At 41.8% G+C, this 20129-nt stretch carries 20 protein-coding genes; 9 read left to right on the top strand and 11 right to left on the bottom strand.

The window, feature by feature from the left end; all coding sequences use genetic code 11:
* Nucleotide 1 precedes the first annotated feature (1 nt).
* A complete protein-coding gene (metE, locus tag L1271_RS01715; RefSeq protein ID WP_267134924.1) occupies nt 2-2278 on the bottom strand; it encodes a 5-methyltetrahydropteroyltriglutamate--homocysteine S-methyltransferase in 2277 nt (758 codons plus the stop codon).
* Nucleotides 2279-2567: 289 nt separating this feature from the next.
* Here metE and L1271_RS01710 point away from each other — a divergent pair, with 289 nt between their 5' ends.
* From L1271_RS01710 to L1271_RS01700, 3 genes are all read left to right on the top strand, one after another.
* Nucleotides 2568-3455, top strand: coding sequence for a LysR substrate-binding domain-containing protein (locus L1271_RS01710; protein ID WP_010606609.1), 888 nt, complete (start codon nt 2568-2570; stop codon nt 3453-3455).
* 100 nt (nt 3456-3555) lie between these two features.
* Entirely contained in the window at nt 3556-4320 is a 765-nt protein-coding gene (locus L1271_RS01705; RefSeq protein WP_235366632.1) for a YdcF family protein, read from the top strand.
* A gap of 145 nt (nt 4321-4465) precedes the next feature.
* Entirely contained in the window at nt 4466-4837 is a 372-nt protein-coding gene (locus tag L1271_RS01700; RefSeq protein WP_010606607.1) for a hypothetical protein, read from the top strand.
* A 59-nt stretch (nt 4838-4896) separates the two neighbouring features.
* Here the strand turns inward: L1271_RS01700 and L1271_RS01695 are convergent, their stop codons facing one another.
* Entirely contained in the window at nt 4897-6231 is a 1335-nt protein-coding gene (locus L1271_RS01695) for a PepSY-associated TM helix domain-containing protein (protein ID WP_235366631.1), read from the bottom strand.
* Nucleotides 6232-6585: 354 nt separating this feature from the next.
* Between L1271_RS01695 and L1271_RS01690 the strand changes: the two genes are divergently transcribed.
* The gene (locus L1271_RS01690; RefSeq protein WP_235366630.1) at nt 6586-8742 is read left to right on the top strand and encodes a TonB-dependent siderophore receptor; all 2157 of its coding nucleotides are present in this window, start codon (nt 6586-6588) and stop codon (nt 8740-8742) included.
* A 361-nt stretch (nt 8743-9103) separates the two neighbouring features.
* On the opposite strand, the gene L1271_RS01685 is transcribed toward L1271_RS01690, so the two are convergent.
* From L1271_RS01685 to L1271_RS01665, 5 genes are all read right to left on the bottom strand, one after another.
* Nucleotides 9104-10729 carry a methyl-accepting chemotaxis protein gene (locus tag L1271_RS01685; RefSeq protein ID WP_235366629.1) on the bottom strand — a complete coding sequence of 542 codons (1626 nt, stop codon included), beginning with the start codon at nt 10727-10729 and terminating at the stop codon, nt 9104-9106.
* A 218-nt stretch (nt 10730-10947) separates the two neighbouring features.
* A complete protein-coding gene (locus tag L1271_RS01680; protein WP_010606603.1) occupies nt 10948-11139 on the bottom strand; it encodes a hypothetical protein in 192 nt (63 codons plus the stop codon).
* Nucleotides 11140-11179: 40 nt separating this feature from the next.
* Nucleotides 11180-11347, bottom strand: coding sequence for a DUF1328 domain-containing protein (locus L1271_RS01675; protein WP_010378934.1), 168 nt, complete (start codon nt 11345-11347; stop codon nt 11180-11182).
* A 10-nt stretch (nt 11348-11357) separates the two neighbouring features.
* On the bottom strand, nt 11358-11804 hold the full coding sequence (locus tag L1271_RS01670) for a PA2169 family four-helix-bundle protein (protein WP_235366628.1): 447 nt from the start codon (nt 11802-11804) through the stop codon (nt 11358-11360).
* 165 nt (nt 11805-11969) lie between these two features.
* On the bottom strand, nt 11970-12854 hold the full coding sequence (locus tag L1271_RS01665) for a mechanosensitive ion channel family protein (protein WP_235366627.1): 885 nt from the start codon (nt 12852-12854) through the stop codon (nt 11970-11972).
* Between the two features lie 236 nt (nt 12855-13090).
* On the opposite strand from L1271_RS01665, the gene L1271_RS01660 reads away from it, so the two are divergent.
* The 5 genes from L1271_RS01660 (at nt 13091) to L1271_RS01640 (ending at nt 15884) form a co-directional block, all read left to right on the top strand.
* Nucleotides 13091-13654 (top strand): BON domain-containing protein, encoded by a 564-nt coding sequence (locus tag L1271_RS01660; protein ID WP_010606600.1) that lies wholly within the window; start codon nt 13091-13093, stop codon nt 13652-13654.
* 62 nt (nt 13655-13716) lie between these two features.
* Nucleotides 13717-14292: an outer membrane beta-barrel protein gene (locus L1271_RS01655; RefSeq protein WP_010606599.1), complete on the top strand. Its 576-nt coding sequence runs from the start codon at nt 13717-13719 to the stop codon at nt 14290-14292.
* A 584-nt stretch (nt 14293-14876) separates the two neighbouring features.
* A complete protein-coding gene (locus tag L1271_RS01650; RefSeq protein ID WP_010606598.1) occupies nt 14877-15206 on the top strand; it encodes a hypothetical protein in 330 nt (109 codons plus the stop codon).
* Between the two features lie 2 nt (nt 15207-15208).
* A complete protein-coding gene (locus tag L1271_RS01645; protein ID WP_010606597.1) occupies nt 15209-15646 on the top strand; it encodes a hypothetical protein in 438 nt (145 codons plus the stop codon).
* Entirely contained in the window at nt 15630-15884 is a 255-nt protein-coding gene (locus L1271_RS01640; protein WP_045989359.1) for a hypothetical protein, read from the top strand. Before L1271_RS01645 ends, L1271_RS01640 begins: the two co-directional genes overlap by 17 nt.
* Before the next feature lie 28 nt (nt 15885-15912).
* On the opposite strand, the gene L1271_RS01635 is transcribed toward L1271_RS01640, so the two are convergent.
* The 4 genes from L1271_RS01635 to L1271_RS01620 all read right to left on the bottom strand — a co-directional run bounded on the left by L1271_RS01635 (nt 15913) and on the right by L1271_RS01620 (nt 20114).
* Nucleotides 15913-17865, bottom strand: coding sequence for a response regulator (locus L1271_RS01635; RefSeq protein WP_235366626.1), 1953 nt, complete (start codon nt 17863-17865; stop codon nt 15913-15915).
* 113 nt (nt 17866-17978) lie between these two features.
* Nucleotides 17979-18428 (bottom strand): response regulator, encoded by a 450-nt coding sequence (locus tag L1271_RS01630; RefSeq protein ID WP_010606594.1) that lies wholly within the window; start codon nt 18426-18428, stop codon nt 17979-17981.
* A complete protein-coding gene (locus L1271_RS01625) occupies nt 18418-19902 on the bottom strand; it encodes a sensor histidine kinase (protein ID WP_102057239.1) in 1485 nt (494 codons plus the stop codon). Before L1271_RS01625 ends, L1271_RS01630 begins: the two co-directional genes overlap by 11 nt.
* On the bottom strand, nt 19899-20114 hold the full coding sequence (locus L1271_RS01620) for a histidine kinase (RefSeq protein WP_010606592.1): 216 nt from the start codon (nt 20112-20114) through the stop codon (nt 19899-19901). Before L1271_RS01620 ends, L1271_RS01625 begins: the two co-directional genes overlap by 4 nt.
* Nucleotides 20115-20129: the final 15 nt, after the last annotated feature.

Below are 20129 nucleotides of genomic sequence, written 5' to 3'. Positions count from 1 at the left end.
TTTAACTTCTACCTAATTCGCTTCTAAGCTCTTTGGTTGCTGCCACCATATTCTCAAGTGCAGCCCGGGTTTCTGTCCATGCTCGAGTTTTAAGCCCACAATCAGGGTTCACCCATAATCTTTCTACTGGGATTTTCTTCGCTGCTTTGTGAATTAAATCTTTTATCCATACCACCTCAGGTACGTTTGGCGTGTGAATATCATAAACGCCAGGCCCGATGTCATTGGGGTAGTCAAAATCTTCAAAGGCGTCGAGTAAGGTCATATTTGAACGTGACGTTTCAATTGTGATCACGTCCGCATCCATATCCGCTATGGCGGCGATAATATCGTTAAACTCCGAATAACACATATGCGTATGGATCTGTGTTTCGTCATTCACACCACTTGCAGATACCCTAAACGCATATGCCGCCCACGCTAAGTAAGTTTTCCACTGACTGGCTTTGAGTGGCATCCCCTCTCTAAATGCAGGCTCATCGATTTGGATCACCTTAATCCCTGCATTTTGCAAATCCACCACTTCATCTCTCAGTGCTAAAGCTATTTGATTCGCGATGCTCGGCTTGTCTAAGTCATCTCTGACAAACGACCAAAATAAAATAGTCACCGGCCCTGTTAGCATGCCCTTCATCGGTTTTTTGGTTAAGCTCTGTGCATAACTCGTCCACTTCACTGTCATTGGTGCTGCACGCGAGACATCTCCCCAGATCACAGGGGGTTTAACACAGCGCGACCCATAACTTTGCACCCAACCAAACTGAGTAAAGGCAAAACCTTCGAGTAATTCACCAAAATACTCAACCATATCATTGCGCTCTGCTTCGCCATGTACAAGCACATCTAAGTTAAGCGCTTCTTGTTCTTCAACGGCATAACGGATCTCCGCTTCCATCTGGCTTTGATAAGCATCAGTACTCAACGTACCCGCTTTATAATCACGTCGCGCCTTACGAATAGCTTGGGTTTGTGGGAAAGAGCCTATCGTTGTGGTTGGCAATAAGGGTAAATTTAGCGATTGTGCTTGCTTTTTAATTCTGGTTGCGAATTCACTAGTGCGTTGACCGTCTTTTGCTGTAAGCGCTGAAACACGCTGCTGCACCTCATTATTATTCACTCGAGTAGAAGTCAAACGCGCTTTTACAGGCTTAGAATATTCGACCAACTGGGTAATATCACGCTGCTCCAATGCATTTTTCAATAATGCCAGCTCTTGCCCTTTTTGTTTGGCAAATGCGAGCCAAGACTTTAACTCACTATCAAGCTTTTGCTCTTGCTCTAAGTCGACTGGCGTATGTAATAATGAGCACGAAGGAGCGAGCCAGAGATTATCACCGCGACGTTCATGAACCAGAGCAAGTTGCTGATATACACCTTCGAGATCCGAGCGCCAAATGTTACGACCGTTCACAATCCCGAGAGACAGTACGCTATCTTGCCCAACTACTTCCTCTAACGCAGCCAAGTCGTAGTTTGCCGTTACGCAGTCAAAATGCACGCCTTCTACGGGGTAAGATTGAATATCTTCAACATGTGCTTGTACGGAGTCAAAATAACTGGCTAACAACACTTTTACTCCTTGGCCACTCAACGCATCAAAACTCCGGCGCAGCGCGTTACGATAAGCATCGTCGATTTCCAGTGCTAAAATAGGTTCATCAATTTGTACCCACTCAACACCTTGAGCTGCAAGCTTGGCAAGTACCTGCTGATATACAGCCAATAACTTATCTAATAAAACTAATTTATCAAACTCTTGGCCAACACATTTAGCTAAGTAGAGATAGGTTACCGGGCCGACCAAGACGGGTTTTGCTCGGTAGCCAAGTAATTGTGCTTCCTCTACTTGAATGAATAACTCAGTCCAAGTCAGAGCAAACTCCTGTGTTTGAGTTAGCTCAGGGACGATGTAATGATAATTGGTGTTGAACCATTTCGTCATTTCACTTGCAGCACACGCACAGCCGCTTGGTGCTCGCCCTCTGCCAATCCGAAACAAAGTATCGAGATTTACAGACTCATCATTTTTGTGACGACTAGGAATAGCGCCGACAAGTAATGAAATATTCAACACGTGATCATACCAAGCAAAATCGCCGACAGGGAGAAGGTCAACACCAGCATCAGCTTGCAATGCCCAATTTTCTGCACGAATGCGCTTTCCTTCCGCGATTAAGTCGTCTTGCGTTAAGTCGCCCGACCAATAGCGCTCTACTGCAAATTTAAGTTCACGTTTTTTGCCTACGCGTGGAAAACCCAAATTATGTGTTAATGCCATGATTTTAACTCCGTCTAGATGTATGGATGTCTAGATTTAATTATCATAATCAAAAACAACAATTGATGCTTTTTCAGATTTCATATGAATAAAATTAATTTGTAATTTTTTGCAAAATTTTTACAGAAGTAGTGACAACGCTGTCATTTTTAGTGTTATAGTGGATTTGTGAATTTTTGAACAATTCACCGTAGGTATTTAGACGTCTAGACATTGATAATAACTAAATAGAATCGTAATATTGAGTAATGCTGAGATTTGCTCACTTCAAATATGAGAATTGTTGATAATGATTGATATAAAGCACCTAAAGACTATCTCCACCTTGAAAGAAACTGGTTCTCTTGTGAATACAGCACGAGAGCTATTCCTGACTCAATCCGCTTTATCTCATCAGATCAAAGATCTAGAGAACAAACTCGACTGCCAACTATTCGAGCGCAAGACCCAACCGGTACGCTTTACCCCTCAAGGCATGTTGCTATTAGAGCTCGCCAATGATGTATTGCCTAAAGTTGAAGCAACAAAGTGTCGTTTGAAGGAAAGCCTTAACCAGCCCATCTCACAACTCAGATTAAGCGTGGAATGTCATGCTTGTTTTCACTGGTTGCTGCCAACGATTAAAGAATTCAATACCTTTTGGCCTGACATTAAAGTCGATTACGAACGAGGCTTTAGCTATGATGCGATTCCTGACCTTATTGAAGATGAGCTGGACTTAGTGCTTACTTCGGACATTCGAGAACCAGAACAGCTCGAATACGCGCATCTTTTTGACTTTAAATTAAAGTTAATCGTTGCACCAGATCACGAATTGGCCAAGAAGGCCTATGTCACAGCACTCGACCTAAAAGATGAAACCATCATTTCTTACCCTATTCCTCGCGAGCGTCAGGACATATTTAAGCACTTTATTCAAAATGCACGCTTTGATGGTACGCTAAAAACCGTCGATCAAGGTTTATTAATCTTCCAACTTGTGAGTGCAGGTATGGGGGTTGCGGCATTACCAGACTGGTTGGTCACACCGTATGAAAGCCAAGGGCTGATTAAATCGATTCCTCTAGGCGCTCTTGGGCTAAATCGTCCAATGTATTTAGCAATGAAGAAAAGCATGAAAGATAACCCTGTTTATCGCCATTTCCTCAATACTTGCCGTAAAACCACGGCAAGATAGTTGACTGGGCTCTTTTTGAGCCCTAACTGTTATACATTTCTACAGCTCCCATCTCATGCTAGCATTGCGTCAGGCTTATCTAAATCTAAGGCATGTTTAAATGTTTGAAGTCAAAAAGGTTATCGGTCAACTTCTGATGCCGTTACCGTTATCTTTGGTTGCACTTATGGGGCTCATGTTTTTTATCGCCAAAACACGCAAAGGGCCGTATATCGCAGTCTGGTTGGTCCTACTAACTACTTGGAGCATATCCACTCCTTATGTCGCGCAACACATTATCGAGTGGGATAAGGGCACGCTCACCGCATTCAATCCAAGCAGGCACAAAAACATAGACAGAATTGTTGTGCTTGGTTGTAATTTATACCCCGATGATTCCCTCCCCAGTAATGCTCAACTAGGTAGTTGCGGTTTAGCTCGACTAGTTGAAGGCATTAGACTTGCTAATATTTACCCAAAAGCCCAGCTGTATGTTTCTGGTTATGGCTATGGCAACGCAACAAGCGCAGGACTCATGGCTAAAACTGCACAGAGCTTAGGTATTTCCGCTACCCGTCTCAAGCAAAACCACAATGCCAAAGACACCGCAGACGAAGCGAAAATGCTCGCGCCCGTTTTGGTAGATTATGATGTTGCACTTGTCACGTCAGCTTCGCACATGAAACGCGCAAAAAACCTACTTGAAGCACAAGGCGTTGAAGTATTCCCTGCCCCGACAGAGTTTTATAATTTTAAGTCACTCCCATTAAGTCGGCAGTTTATCGCAAATGATAAGGCGCTAGATATAGTCACTCGAATTTGGCATGAACAAGTTGGTAGTATGTGGATCACGATACGTCGCATTATCGACCCTGAAGCACTTTAAGCGTCGAAAAAGGCATCAAAACCAGGCTAAAGTTCGATAAATTGGCGCTGAAAAACGTAAAAAATTGAAAATTTGCGCAAATATGGGTATAAATAGAGTTTAATCTTAACCCGCGTATCCGCGTACAACACGACTAGGATCTACGATGAGTAAACTAGATAAAACTGAAGTACTAAGCGCTTTCGAAGCTGCGTACGAAGCTGCACATGGCAAAAAGCCTGAAATCACTGCAAAGCCAGGTTGGTATAGCATCGATGGTGGCAAAAACATGCGTCTTGCTGAGGTAGCTGAATTAACAGAAGAGCTAACTTCAGGGTCAGCTGTAGCAAGTGAGACAACGCAGGCGCCTGCCAAAAAAGCGAAAACGACTAAGAAAGCGCCGAAGGCAGCAGCTGTAAAATCAGCAAGCTTTACTATCGTTACAGAAAACGAAGATGGCTTCAAAGCGGAAGAACAGTGGATTGCTGAACTAGCAGCAAAAGATCACGACTGTCGCTTACCTCGTGGTGTTGTGTAAGCACAGTTTCATGAGTGAAGAAACCTCGCTGCTGCGAGGTTTTTTTTGGTCAGCTGCAATTAATACCGATTCAACCTGAGCGAAGAAGAGCTATTTTTATGACGTAAATTGAGCAGGGCGGTGCTCCAAACCAGGATAATCAAGCAAGTTAGTGACACCCAGCCTAATAAAAAAGTCAACGAAGCAAGCGGCAATTCCGGCCACTTTCCTGCCATACCATAACCCGCAATTGTGCGATGGGCGTAAAAACAAATGCATAAGACCAATCCGAAACTCAACGCTAGTGATACCATTACACCTCGGTACTCATCTTTGCGGCGCAATTTAAACTGCCGCTTGATATACATGTAAGTACCACTGAGAACCAAAAATGAGAGCGCAACCCCAAATATAAACCACAGTATCTTCCCCCATATCCCCGCAAAATTGCCAAAATGTAGAGGATCTGCGGTGTCGGATAATCGCCAATATAGTCCTTGGCTCGATGCTGTTTGGCTATAAACAACTTCCCCCGTGTAAGGGTTGACATAGATCTTGTTTGCCCTATCCCGAACTATCCAATCCTGCGATTGTCCTTCAGCATAAAAATAACCCCCAGAATAGCGAATAGCTTTCACCTCAAGATCGGGTCTCGTCGCTTTTACTATTGCGAATAATTCCACAACAGACAATTGTGGTTTATCCTGTCTCGGCAGTTCTGCCAAGGGATTAACGGCAAAATCCCCAACATCAGTATAAGCTGTTTTACCATCGACCATATCCATTCGTACAAACTCAAATAGATACCAGATACTCGTGAGCGAAATAACAACCGCAAGCCATAAGCCCCACGCCCCACTTATTTTATGCATACTTGCCATTTTGGCACGTGCATCCCCGCTAAACGTAAATACAAATAACTTTTTCCACCAGAGGCGATATACATAATGCGCACTCACGGTCGAAATACACAAAGGAACTGCAAAGATAAGCACAAGATAGTATGAAATGATGCTGTCAAACACGCCGAAAAAATGCATGTGGAAATCGCGAAAAAAGCGCTGAATATTAAAAAAACTACTTTCACCTAGGATAATTCCTGAATACGGATCAACATAAACATGTTGCCATGGACTATCAGGCATTCGCATCACGATGTCATGCGCAAAATAAGTATCAGGACCTGTAAAGGCAATCCCTATTCGGGCGTCAGGATACGCCTTTTGTACCATCTCGTAAGCTGCTGCTAAGCTTATGTTTGATTGCCCGTCTACTGCCCTCACCTGATCGTTGAATAGCCAATCTAGTTCGTGGGCAATACTCGCAAACGCGCCAGTCCAGCATATTATGAACAGCAACACCCCAAACCACACGCCACTCAAACTATGCCAGTTGAACCATTGTTTTGCCGTCATGGACCACCCAATAGCGAAGACATAAAACGACTTCACTTCCTTGCCTTGTATTAATATTCAAACATAGATAAGCCCCTATGACAGCGCTATCCAACCTAATTGACATCCCACCTAACAATCAGATCCTAACAACTATGAGATTTGGGTAAACCATTATTTTTGCAATAATTCATTTTTTGAATTACCCCTTATAGTAACAAAAAGAATTATCATTTAGAATTGAAAATAATTTCTGTTTTCAGTTAGAACTATTCAAAAGCTTGGTTCAATCTCAGAAAAATAGCTCCTACATATCATAGGAACTTTCATCTTTATCTCTTGTGACGAAAAAACAATTTAGGAAAGGAAACACCCATGCAAACCAAAGCGCATCAATCTACAGCACTAGCTCTGATGTTATCACTCCTTTATTTTTCTCCAAATGCGGCAGCAAAAGCCGAGCGCGACAATATTGAACGGATCAGTGTTGTAGGCCAGCCAATCAAGCGTAACTCGGGTCCAACAGGACTTGACCTTACCATTAAAGAAACCCCCCAGTCTGTTACCGTGTTAAGCCACGACTACATAAAAGACTTCGAACTGAATGACCTTGAGGACATCATGGTACAGGCAACAGGTATCTCAAGATACAAATTTGGCGCGGGTGATAATACTGAGTTTACTTCTCGTGCTTATCTCGTCAATGCATTGGTTAAAGATGGCTTACCGACCTCAATTGCTGGACCACAAGAGAGTCGCTTAGACACTATTGTCTATGACCGAGTAGAGGTTCTTCGGGGCGCTGCGGGGTTAATGGCGGGTGCAGGACAACCATCGGCAACCTTAAATGTCATCACAAAACAACCAGACCGAGGTGGATTTGTTAAAGTTGGTGCTGAGATTGGCTCTTGGAATAAAGTGCGTACACACATAGATGCAACAGGCTCCCTAACGAAAGATGAAGCATTGGCCGGACGAGTTATTCTAGCCTATGAGGAAAAAGATAGCTTTGTCGACAAAGAAAATAGTAATAAGATCGTTGCATACACCCAGTTGCATCATTATTTTTCTGAAGATACCGAAGCCTCTTTTAGTGTTCATTATCAAGACAATGAACTGAAACTATCACCGTGGGGATTACCCATTTTTTACTCTGATGGTAGTTCCGTTGAAATAGACAAGAAAACAAATTTATCATCGCCAGATAGTCACAACGGCAATACCCACCAAAGTTATCATTTAAAATTATCTCACCAAATCAATTTAGATTGGGAACTTAACTTTGGCGCACAATACAGTAAAACAGAAGCTGACATTACCTTGACCTACTTTAGTGGTAACCCAGACAAAGAAACAGGCCTTGGCCTTCAAGGCGGTGACAGACGCTGGGTTGAAACGGTTGATGGGACTAATTTTATTTTGGGACTGGTTGGTCGGTTTGAGTTATTTGACCGCGCACATCAGGTGAATATCACCTATTTAAATGCCGATTTTGAGTCCACAGACGATCGCTTCGAAGAACTGGATGAAAACGCGAGAACAGTATTTTATCCACTCCAATCGATTAATAACCTTCACCCAGCCGCTCATTTAACTGCGACAGATAAGCAATTTATTGGCTATTGGGACAAAACGACGAAAGAACAGAGTATTGCACTCAGCAGTAAGTTAACGTTAACGGATGACCTTCATGCCATTGTTGGTGTCAAATTTTTTGATTATGAACGTACCAATGAACGTGACTTTGCTTGGAGCGGGTTCTCAAGCGACAAAGGTGAAGAAACGGGTGAGAGCTTATACTTAGGGCTGGTTTACAATCTCAATGACCAGATCAGTACGTATGCAAGTTATACCGATGCTTATGAGCCGCAACTGGATAAAGTGGATGCCAATTTAAATCAATTAGCACCAATCACCGCTCGGAACTTAGAAGTCGGCATTAAAACCACACTTTGGGATGATAAGCTACGTCTAAACGTCGCTTACTTTGATAGTTTAAAGGAAGACTTCGGTGTTGTTATCCCCGAATATGCAGACGAAAGACCTGCTAGGTATCGACCCGTAGATGGTGCAGAAGCTGATGGATTTGAAGTTGAATTAGAAGCAAAACTGACTGATGATTGGCAAGTAAACTTTGGTTACAGTGATTTTGATGTTGTCGATGAGCATGGCGAAGATATTAACTTGTATGCACCAAGACAAACGCTCAATGCGAGCACCAAGTATACTTATGGGGCTTGGCGATTAGGGCTAAATGCAACTTGGGATACGGACAGAAAAGTCGATATTTTAAACGTCCCAGGAGTTGACCTTGGACTTCCAACAGGTGGTCGTCGAGGCGCAGTGCGTGCAGATCAAGATAGCCAGCTTTTACTAAATGCACACGTCAAATATCAATTATCTAGCCAGCTGAGCGTTAAACTGAATATCAGTAATCTCACAGATGAAAGCTATTACGATACATACGGCTTCGTGCCGAAAAAGTACAGCGAGCCTAGAGCATACAATTTAAGTATGGAATATCTGTTTTAACGTAAAGCACTATGCAAATGCTGTGGCGTGATAGGGTTACAACGCCTTTAAACTTAGCTGCAGCAGCAAAATGCCTATAATACCAATTGAATTAATTCTCTAATCAATTTGAAGGGTGAAATAGCATATTAGCTTCGTTAAAAATTTCTCATTTAGAACAACTAAATAGCAAAATTTTTGCCTTGCTACTAAAGCTATTTCCCCGCTTCAAGATAGATCATTTACTTAATACAACTGGTATAAATAAAGCGCGGGTTTCTGACTAGAAACCCGCGCTTTTCTATCTCACACCAATTAACGTAACTGTGTTTTCAAGCCCAAGAGCCGAACCTCTCAAATTAAGTGCTTAGTCGAGTTGCCATTAAACCTTAAATACCGACACTTGACCGTTTAACTGCTCAGCTAGCGCTTCTAAGTCATTACTCACATCTGCATTACTCTGTGCATTTCGAGTAATTTCAGAAATACTACTACTGAAATCATTAATATTTTCACTGATTTCCGCAACCACCGTTGTTTGCTCTTCCGTTGCCGTTGAAACCTGAATGTTCATACCAACGATTTCGTCTACCGCCTTATCTATATCTGTCATGATTTGAGCTGACTCGTTGGCCCTATCTACACCTGCCGCTGCACTCGACTGCGCATTCTCCATCGACGACACAGCATTTTGTGCCATGCCCTGTAGCTTGCTGATCATATCTCGGATAGATTCCGTGGCTTTTTGCGTATTATGTGCCAATTGCCTGACTTCATCGGCAACAACCGCAAAACCTCGGCCTGATTCCCCAGCTCTCGCCGCTTCTATTGCAGCGTTTAACGCCAAAAGGTTTGTTTGTTCAGCCACACCTTGGATCATTAACACCACTTGGTTGATTTCATTCGACTGGTCATTCAACGCTTTAATTAACTGCGCGTTATCACCGACTTCACTAGCGAGGCGTTCAATAGCCTGAATATTTTGCGAAATAACATCCATCCCTTGTTTTGCAAGCTGACCTGACATTTCGGCCTTGTTCGCGGTATTCATCGCATTATGTGCAACCTCCTGAATTGCACTACTCATTTCTGTCGCTGCAGTTGCGATCATTACCGTTTGCTGCTCTTGTTCTTGCGAGGTGCCTGCAATTGACTGGCTTATTCCATTTAGCTCGTTGGATGTAGTGGACAGACTATTCACCATCGTAACTAGGTTGGTAACTAACTCATGTAAGCTCGACACCATAGTATTGAAGTCGTTTCCTATCTCACTCAGCTCGTCCTGCCCCTCAACCACTACACGTTGGGTTAAATCAGCATCTCTTGCAATGTTGCCAATACGCATACGCAAACGACTGAGTGGTTCGTTAATTGACCTAAATATCAACATACCAATCAGCACCATTACGATCACAATAGTAACGGAAGAGATAATCATCGCCGTTTTTGTCGCACTGGCTTCTGAGCGGCCAACATCTCTTAGTGCACTTGCCTCTGCAAGTTGTAACTCAATTAGTGCATTGTAGCTTTCACTTAGGGGGTCAAAGGCGGCATAGAGATCGTGTACAAATTTATCATAAGGAATTTCTTCAAAAGTATTCGTATTAACACGACTCGTGTAGTTGGTAAGTAATTGTTTAACAGCAAGCTCAGCGGATTCAACCTGCTTCACCAAACTTCGCTCTTCACTCGTCAATTCTGTAGATAAATATTGGCTCCATTCTTTTTCAGCGATATTTTTAGCTTCTGCGATTTGCTTTAACGCGGCACTGTTGGATAATTGATGGCCTCGTAACTTGTGAAACGTATCCACAATAACCACCGCATAGTTATCTGACACTACTTTTATTTGCCTCAGCGGTACAACTCTGTCGTCATAAATACGGTCAATGTAATTGATAAGATTTGATAATGTTCCAATTGTAAAGATAGTAGCGAGAATAAAAAACACAGCAGGTATGCCCGAAAGCGACAACAATCTGCTTTTAACTGAAACCCTATTTAGCATAGTCTGATTTTTATTGAGTAAACATAGAAATAAAGTATTACTCAAAGTTCATAGATTACAATAATAATTGCAAATTAAGCAGCGCATTATTGATATGCATCATACTTCGTAACTGTGTCTCTTAACTGTATAGGTTTGATTTTTAAACCTATTACAAAAAAAGAGGAGAAGCTTTTATCGGCTTCTCCTCTTTTATTCCACGTCGAAATCACTTTCGCTTAACACTCTTCGTTTTCAGCGTTCATGTTCTCTTTTACATCTTCACACGCGTCTTCCACGCTATTTTCTACTTCCTGAACTGTTTCATCGAAACGCTCACCAGCATCTTCCGCCGGACCTTCGCTACAACCAAAAAGTGCTAAAATTGAAACAAAACCAAATGCTTTTGCTAATGTAATTGCTGATTTCATAATCTATCTCCTAAAACCGTTTTTGTACGTTAATTCCCTTTTACCTGGGAGCTCGTGCTTTGCCAAAAATAAACGAAATAATCATAAAGGCGATAAACACAAAGAATAGAATTTTCGCCATACCTGCCGCAGCGCCAGCGATTCCAGTGAAACCTAGCACGGCTGCGACAAGTGCTAGGAATAAAAACATTACAGCCCAACTCAACATAACATTCTCCTTAGGCAGTTAGCTCTTGCAACTGCTTCATTTGATCGTGACAAGTTTGCATTCTGGTTTGAATTTGCAGTAATACACTCTTGCATTTAGGTGGAAGATCTTTGCTTAATGCTTTATCAAGCTTGCTTAACACTTTGTCTTCCACTTCTTCTAGCTGAGAAATATAGGTGTGCTCTTTGTCGGTGCTCACCATACCAACCAACTTGGTGTACGATTCACGAATGTCGATGCTAAGCGCTGAATCTGTCTCAATTTCACCTTCGTCAATAAGAACAAATGGTTGTAGATCCGAGATTGCTTGCGCTTTATCTACAATCATTTGGTCAAATACGCGGTTTAATTCGATATTATCTAGCTTCTTTTTAGCTTCAGTGTAAAAATCAACACCACCATTTAATACTTTGATGAGCTCTTTTACCGGCCCCATGTCGTAATTTGAATCTGCCATAAATAACTCCTTTCGTTGCGATATTTAATAAGTGCATTTTGCAAATATTATTTTCTGTCCCTTTCACTAATGCAGATTAAATGCCAAATCATAAACCTTTATTATATAAGGCTTTTTAATCTAAGCACCTTCAGACCGGTGAAAATATTACAAACTAGATGTAAATTATTCCTGTGATAATTGCGTACTTAAGGTTGTGCTCCCTTTAGCATTGAAATCCATAGTCCTAATTGGGAAAGGAATTAAGATATCGTTATCAACTAATACACGGTTAATGGTGCAAATTGCTTTGTGCCTGACCACCATAAAGCCCGGATCTGCTGGGTAATCTATCCAAAACCACACTAATAGATTAATAGAGCTGTCACCAAAAGACTCTGCATAGACATCTGTTTCTTTTTGGCTTACTACGAAATCAAGCTTGTTAATTGCCTCAACAATCACCTCTCGGGCTTGCTCTGGGTCGTCCGCATACGAGATACCAACTGGTACTTCTATTCTTCGCTTGCCAAGCTTAGTGTAGTTTTGTAACTCATTCTTAAAGAGAATTTTGTTGGGGATATAAGACAGCTGGCCATAAAAGTTTTCTACTAAGGTGTTTCTCAAATTGATTTTGCTTACCGTGCCAAAGCAATCCTTGGTTCTTATAATGTCACCGACCATAAAAGGTTTTCTGACCCCCATCACAAATCCAGCGATGAGGTTCTCGGTCATGTCTTGGAATGCAAAGCCAATAGCAAGGCCAATGATCCCCGCCCCAGCCAACAATGACATTACAGCACCTGATAGTTTTACTATATCTAAAGCGAAGAAAATCCCAATGGCAATAATAGAGACTTTAAATATGGAACTAATAAGTGAAGCCACTTGTTCTGTCTTTATTGCTTTTTTAATTGCCTTTGAAAACCAAATTGAAGATATTTTAGCCAAAACAGTGAAGAATATGAGTATCATTAAGGCTAGGATCATATTCGGTAGTAACTGCACACCGGATTCAAGCCAAGAGATTAACTTATCATTAATTAACGTCCAGAATTTTTCTAAATTCATAATCAAATATTCCTATTTAAGTACTCGACAAATCTAGAATGCAGTAATCATTCCTAGTTATATTAATTAGCCGTTCATGGAAAAGGTAATTATTACAAACTAATTTACACATCTTCTCGGTAAATTCTTCCTTAAAACTTACTCTATAAAAATAAATCACATAATTATCAATAAGTTAAAGATTGGCACAACAGCTGCAACAGATAATTCGACTACGAAATTAAAGGAGTTTAATTATGAAAAAGACATTAATTGCAACTGTACTAGTATCTTCACTTACTACTGCTTCAGCATTTGCTGCTGATAACTCTTGGGAAAAAGAAGCGAGTGACGCTTGGATAGACGGTAAAGCAGAAGCAACACTGCTTTTCAACGGTGAACTGAACAACTTTGACATTAACACTGATGTAAAGAACGGCGTTGTAGTGCTAACTGGTAAAGTTGAACACTCAGTAGATAAGAAGCTAGCTGAGGAACTGGTACTAGGTATCGATGGCGTAAAAGAAGTGAAAAACGACCTGACTATCGTTGATATGTCAGATGAGCGTAAAAAAGAGCGTAATTACGAAAGCGATAGTGGCTTTACTGACGCAAAAATCGCAACCGTAATCAAGTCTCGCTACCTGTTTGACACTGATGTAGATGGTACTGACATCGATGTTGATGTTGAAGGTCTAGTCGTAACACTAAATGGTCATGTTGGTAGCGAAGCGGAGCGCAAACTTGCTGTGCAAATCGCGAAAAACGCCAATGACGTTAGAGATGTAAAAGATAACCTTCGCGTTACCACAAAATCATAAGCCAATTTTGATTTGAGGGGGGCTTTCCCCCTCCCATACTTATATTGATTTAAGGAGTAAAGATGAAACAATTAACAATTGCTGCTGCGCTACTTGCCTCTCTAGGTCTTGCATCCACAGCCGCTCACGCGGAGTCTGATTTTGGACTAGATGATTATAAAATTTACACAGGTATCGGCTATGGCCAATACTCTTTCCAATGGGAAGATCGTGAGAATGACACTTCATTCGACGACGACTCTTCTATGCTAAAAGCGTATGTGGGTACAAAAATTAATCCATATTGGAGTTTTGAACTTGCCTATGAGAACTTCGACGAAGCAAGTGACATTGACAACTCTGCTGAAATAGACGGTATTTCTTTATCTACACGTATTTCAGCTCCACTAAACGAACATTTCTCAGTGTATGCAAAAGGTGGTTGGCTTGAGTGGGATGCTGATATCTACGCGGATATTCCAGCTGTAGGTCGAGTTTCATCTAGCCTTGAGGGTGGCGACTGGCTCTATGGTGCCGGTGTTGAGTTTCACCTCAATGAAAACGTTAACATGCGGTTAGAATACACTCGCTATGAACTTGAAGACAATATCGACCCTGATATGGACGTAGCTGCCGTCTCTATCGAATATCAGTTTTAAGCAGTAATTTTGGCTCTATAGCCTCCCAATTATTTCCCCTTTGACTCAGTCCTGGCTCTTCCACAAGAGTCTGGTTTTGGCGCTACCACTTGGTAGCGCTTTTTTTGTTTCTTCCTTCATAGTAATCCCATACTAACTTACTCATTTAAGTAACTAAACCAAGGCAAGAAAACCGGACTCGTAATTCCGCCGTAGCTCGCTATCGCTAAGGCCGAAATTTATATAGGCAAGGTAATAAATTTGCTACTTTGTTACTCGAAATAAGAAGTTTATACCTATCCAACATCAGTCGAAATCTCTCATCGAGCACGAAGGTTACTAAATAAAAATCCACTGTTGCAGATCCCTGTAATCCTGCCGAGTAAAAGATACGAATGGGTTATCGCTGTTGTGAGTCAATGTAAAAGCTGCAAGCTTTGCGACCACAATACCCTGTAGGTTCTGCTATGTAACATTTACACCCTTCATTTCGCATCTACCGACAAACGATACCGAAAAACATTAACCTTATGAATTTAAACAACTTTCAAGTTGGCAAAGGGTTTGCTACCTATATAGTGAACTAAACGAATAAGGAGTAGTTTATGAGTAATCAAGCAAACCAAACACAGACAAGCAATACAGCTAAACCACAGCCAAATGGCCAAGACTCTAGCCATCCTGTTACGGATCAAATTGCAGATACATTGCATGCATCAGTAGATTCACTGCACGCTTCGGCATCTCGTACTGAAACCTCACTACGTGAAAAAAGCCATAATTCGAGTGAAGCGATTGGTGCCAAGCGCAAGGAGTGGGAACGTGCGTGGAATACATCAGGTGTGAAAAAGTATGCAACGGAAAACCCAGTAAAAACGGCTGGTATCGCATTCTCACTTGGTATGTTAGCAACTATGCTGTTAAGGAATAAGTAATCATGCAAGACCAAGCTCAAATAAGAGACCGTCAAGCAGCAGCTCACGAGCGCACTCCAGCGCTCGCTGAGCTTAAAGATTCTGTGTCTCTATTATTCAACAGCTATCAGCAAATCGCAGAAGCACAACTAAACCTATTAGGTGCTAAGTTTAGAGCTAATCTAAAAACCTTATGTATTGCGCTCGGGTTAATTCTATTTTCTCTAATCTTGACAGCAATGGTGTGGGGAAGCTTGCATGTGTTATTTGCTTACGCGTTAACCTACGCGGGACTAAGTTGGTTTGTTTCGGCGGGTATCGTACTGACTATCAATATCGCGATGATTTATTACCTAATCATAACAGGGCTGAAGCTCTTTAATAATAGTATTAACGACCTGACGTCTGGGTTTTATACCCCAGTTGCGAAGCAGGAGGCTAGCAATGACGAAGCTCGCTGAATTCATCACTGATAAGTTGCACCAAGAAGTGGTGATTGAGAAGAAAAAGCTCATTACCGCTAAACATTTTAATCAACTTACCCAAGTGAAAGCCAAGAAGGTATTCACCGGCGCGATTAGCTCTCCTCAAGGGTTGGGCTTCATGTTTATGTTTGGCGCACTCAGCGCTAAATATGGCAAGTTCGGCGCACTAAGAAAAATAGTACTTTTACAAAGAATAGCTCAAGGTATCATTTAACTCCTTGAGCTATTCTTTGGCTCTCTATCTAAACTAGCTTTTCTTTAATTTCTTTCAAATCCACAAGTGTAATTGGCTTTAATAACACTTCATCCACTTGCGACTCAGCCAACTTTTCCGGCTCTGGATCAAAACCACTAGCAATCACAATATGCTGATTAGGATCTTGTGCTTTAATTTCTCGAGCAAGCGTAAGCCCGGACTTATCGGGCAGACCTATATCCAGTAAAATCGTGTCAAAGCGCTCAGAACCAACAAAATGCTGCCAACAAGTTTGCGCGCACTCTGCCGTAACCACATTCACTTGCAGTGAATTAAGTAACAGCTTAAGCAGATTGCGTGTATCTACGTCGTCTTCTACCACTAAAAACTGCAATGTGCCGCTAGCTTGCTCTACGTCATTGCTAGAAGCTACCAACTCCCCGCTCAAGTAGTGTGTTAAACATTCTCCTAACTCAGAGACATTAACAGGTTTGCTCATCATATCGCTAAAGCCTAATGCCATTAACTCCTCTTTTGTGCCTTTTTGAGCTGCTGCTGTCAGTGCGACAACAGGTAAGTCAATACCACGCTCTCTGAGTGCAACAATCGTGTCTCGGCCATCCATTCTAGGCATATGCAAGTCCATAAAGACTAAGTCATACTTATCAGGGTTATCCTTTAGCATCGCAAGCGCTTCAATACCATCACCCGCAATTTCAGCGGTTGCGCCAGTTTGACCAATCAAGGTACGCATTAACATTTGGATCTCACTGATATCTTCAACGATAAGGATATGCCCTTTCAAATCAGATGGAAGCGAGTTATTAGCCGCGTTGTGGGTCTTATCAAGCATTAATGGCGCCAGAGTCATTTCATCGATAGTATCAAGATCAATACTAAAGCCAAATTCACTCCCCTCTCCCAAAGCCGACTCAACCGCCAGCTCCCCCCCCATCAATTTAATGAGTGCCGAGCTAATAGCCAAACCAAGACCTGCACCTTCGTCTGTACGAGTCGTAACATTTTGTACTTGTTCAAAAGGTTTAAATATACGTTTTAACTTCTCGCAAGGAATACCAATACCCGTGTCAATCACCTTGAATTCAAGTTTTGCATCCGCTTGTAGTGTTATCTCAACCTTCACAAAACCGGAGCTTGTGAACTTAATCGCATTATAAATAATGTTGATAAGTACCTGCTTCAACCGCGTCTTATCTACTTTTACATCCTGCGGCAATGGCGTTTTAGCCTCGATACTAAAACTCAAGCCTTTCTTAGCTGCGGCCATTTTAAACAAACTATACAAATCACTTAAAAAGCTACTCAAACACGTGTTTTGTTTATTGAGCTGTAACCGATTTTCATTTAGCTTGGATAGGTCAAGCACATCGTTTAACAAGTTAAGTAAGTGCTCACTATTATTATTGATAATAGAAAGCTCAGGCTTAACATTCTGCAATTCTTCCCGAGATAGGAGGAGATTAGTGTAACCTAAGATAGAAGTTAACGGTGTTCTCAACTCATGGCTTAAATGGGCCAAAAAGCGGTCTTTTGCTCGACTATCAGACTCTACACGTAATCGCTCTAGGCGCTCACGTTCAAGCTCTTTGCGTGCCAAAGCGTAGCGAATGGAACGAATAAATCGTGCGCTACTGATCTCTGACTTAAGTACAAAGTCTTCAGCACCAGCTTTTAGGGCTTCGTTATCTAACACTTCGTCTGATTGCCCCGTCAGCATGATTATCGGTGTATGGACCTGTCTTGCTCGCGCTTCTTTTAACACGCTCAAACCGGTTTGTGGGCCTAATTGATAATCCAATAAGCAGAGATCGAAGCCATTGCTCTCAAGTGCTTCTAGCGCTTGATGGTATTGGCTTTGCCAAACGAGATTAAATTTAAAGTTAGGAATAGACTGTAAATAATCTAAGGTTAAAATATAATCGTCTTCGTCATCTTCAATGAGTAGCACATTGACTTCACTGACCGACTCCTTTGTCATACTGTCCTCCACAAATGAAGTGATACTAATTCGTTTAGGTCGCCACGTTATGTTGATACAGATATAGGACGACTTGGGGTGAGGTAGCGCTTGCTTGCACAAGCGCGATAGGATTAGTTTGGCAGCTCTACTATTTCAATCCAGTACTTGCCTAAATGTTTCATCAAATCGACTAAGCCATCAAAATCAACAGGTTTAGTAATATAAGATGCAGCGCCTGAGTCATACCCTCTCAATTTGTCCTCTTCTTCCTTTGAGGTCGTTAAAATCACCACAGGAATAGAACGTAGTATCGGGTCTTTTTTGATTTCTTGTAGTGCTTCTCTACCATCCATTCTTGGCATATTCAGGTCAAGTAAAATAAGGTTAGGTCTTGGGTACTGTTGCTTATCAGTAAACTGGCCCTCATTTCTCAAGTATTCCAAAAGCTCAACCCCGTCTTTAACAAACTGAAACGCATTGAGTACTCGGCTCTCTTCTAGAGCATCTTGAGCCAATAAACGATCATCTTCGTCATCATCCGCCATCAAAATATGGATCGGCTGAGTTTTCTTATAGTTCATTCTTCAATTCCTGAATAATTGGTGTTGGTTCAGCGAGTAGTGTTATCGTGAATTTAGCACCTTTACCATCTTCACTGGTCGCTGAAATCGTTCCGCCGTGTCGCTCAACAATACGTCTACACACGGTTAAACCAATGCCAGTACCAGCATATTTTTTTCTGTCATGCAGTCGTTGAAAAGGCGAGAATATTTTCTCAGCGTATTCAACGTCAAAGCCAACGCCATTATCTTCCACTACAAAGGTGTAGGCATCTTGACTCATCAATTGACTGTTTTCAACCGCGATTGTAATAATCGGATTGCGCCCTTCTACTCTGAATTTAATTGCATTGGAAAGTAGATTTAAAAACAACTGATGTATTTGACTGGCATCACATTTTATTGTCGGTAACACATCCGAGTTTACGCTCGCTCTACTGTCATGAACTGCTATTTCTAAATCATCCAACACAAACTGTAAAACTTGATTAAGATCCTGATCTTCAAAAGGCTTTGCTCTGGTGGTAACTCGGGATAACTCAAGCAAGTCAGTGATAAGCGTTGACATCCGTTGCGCGGCGCTCGTCATTCGAGCCAGATAATCTCTGCCCTTATCATCAAGGTGTTCGCCATAATTCTTTTCGATGCGATCGCCAAAAGCACGGATCTTTCTCAGCGGCTCTTGCAGATCGTGAGAGGCAACAAATGCAAAGTCTTCTAGCTCACGGTTACTACGGTTTAACTCTTCAGCATAATGTTCTAACGCTTCGGTACGCGCTTGTACCTTTTCTTCCAGGTGATCGTTCGCTTTTTCTAACTCATTCTTTGCTTTCTTTGCGCTGCGTAGATTGACAACTAAAAGTACCAAAATGGCAAAAATCATCACGGCGCTCAGCAAAGTAAATACAACGATATTCATTTGTGCTTCTTTGCGGACGCGTTTTAACTGATTAAGCTGAATGGTTCGAATATCCACTTCTGCGGCCATGATTTGAGTAAACTCTTCTCGTAGGTCGCCACCAGAGTCCGCAGCTCGGTCAAGTAATAAGTTTTCATTACCTGTATCGGTGTTACGCGCAACGATTACCGTACTTTGTAAAGTTTTAAATCGCGCTTTTACACCTTCAACATAACGATTGATTTTTTGCTGCTGTACTTCACTTTCAGAGTGATTACGATCAACCCTAGATAGACTTTCATCAAGGTTTTGCAACGCCTTTCTAAAAGGTGCCAAATCGCTTTCTTTATTTGAGATTAAAAATGCTCGTTGTCCAGCCTCTGCATTTAGCATCGCAATATGCAGCCTGTCCAATGACATCATCACTTCGCTGGTGTTACGGATACTCTCTTGAACTTGGTTTAATTCTTTAACATTGTTAAAACCGATTAGGGCATTGGACGCGACAAGGCCAACGCTCACAACCACCGCAAACCAAATAAAATTAAGCTTACTACTCAAATTCATAAAGTAATTCGACTTTGTTTCATTGTTCACTCATCATTTCCTTGCTCCACCAGCGTTTGTAACAACTCGCTGCACTCTTTGGTTGCCTTAATAATCGTATTCGCTATCTCGATCACCTGTTGCTGAGAACCAGGCTGTTCAGCAATAAGCTTAATCAACTCTGAGTTCATTGAAATTTGATTCAAAGGTTTGCGTGCATCGTGTACTAGCTTCGCGAGCTCACCTTGATCATGTTGTGTCATTGTTCCTCCCCGAAA

Origin of the sequence: Pseudoalteromonas sp. OF5H-5, from assembly GCF_021530695.1 — a bacterium.
Taxonomy (GTDB): Bacteria; Pseudomonadota; Gammaproteobacteria; order Enterobacterales; family Alteromonadaceae; genus Pseudoalteromonas.
The sequence above is the reverse complement of the archived record's forward strand: the minus strand, read 5'-3'. Positions and strand labels throughout refer to the sequence as shown.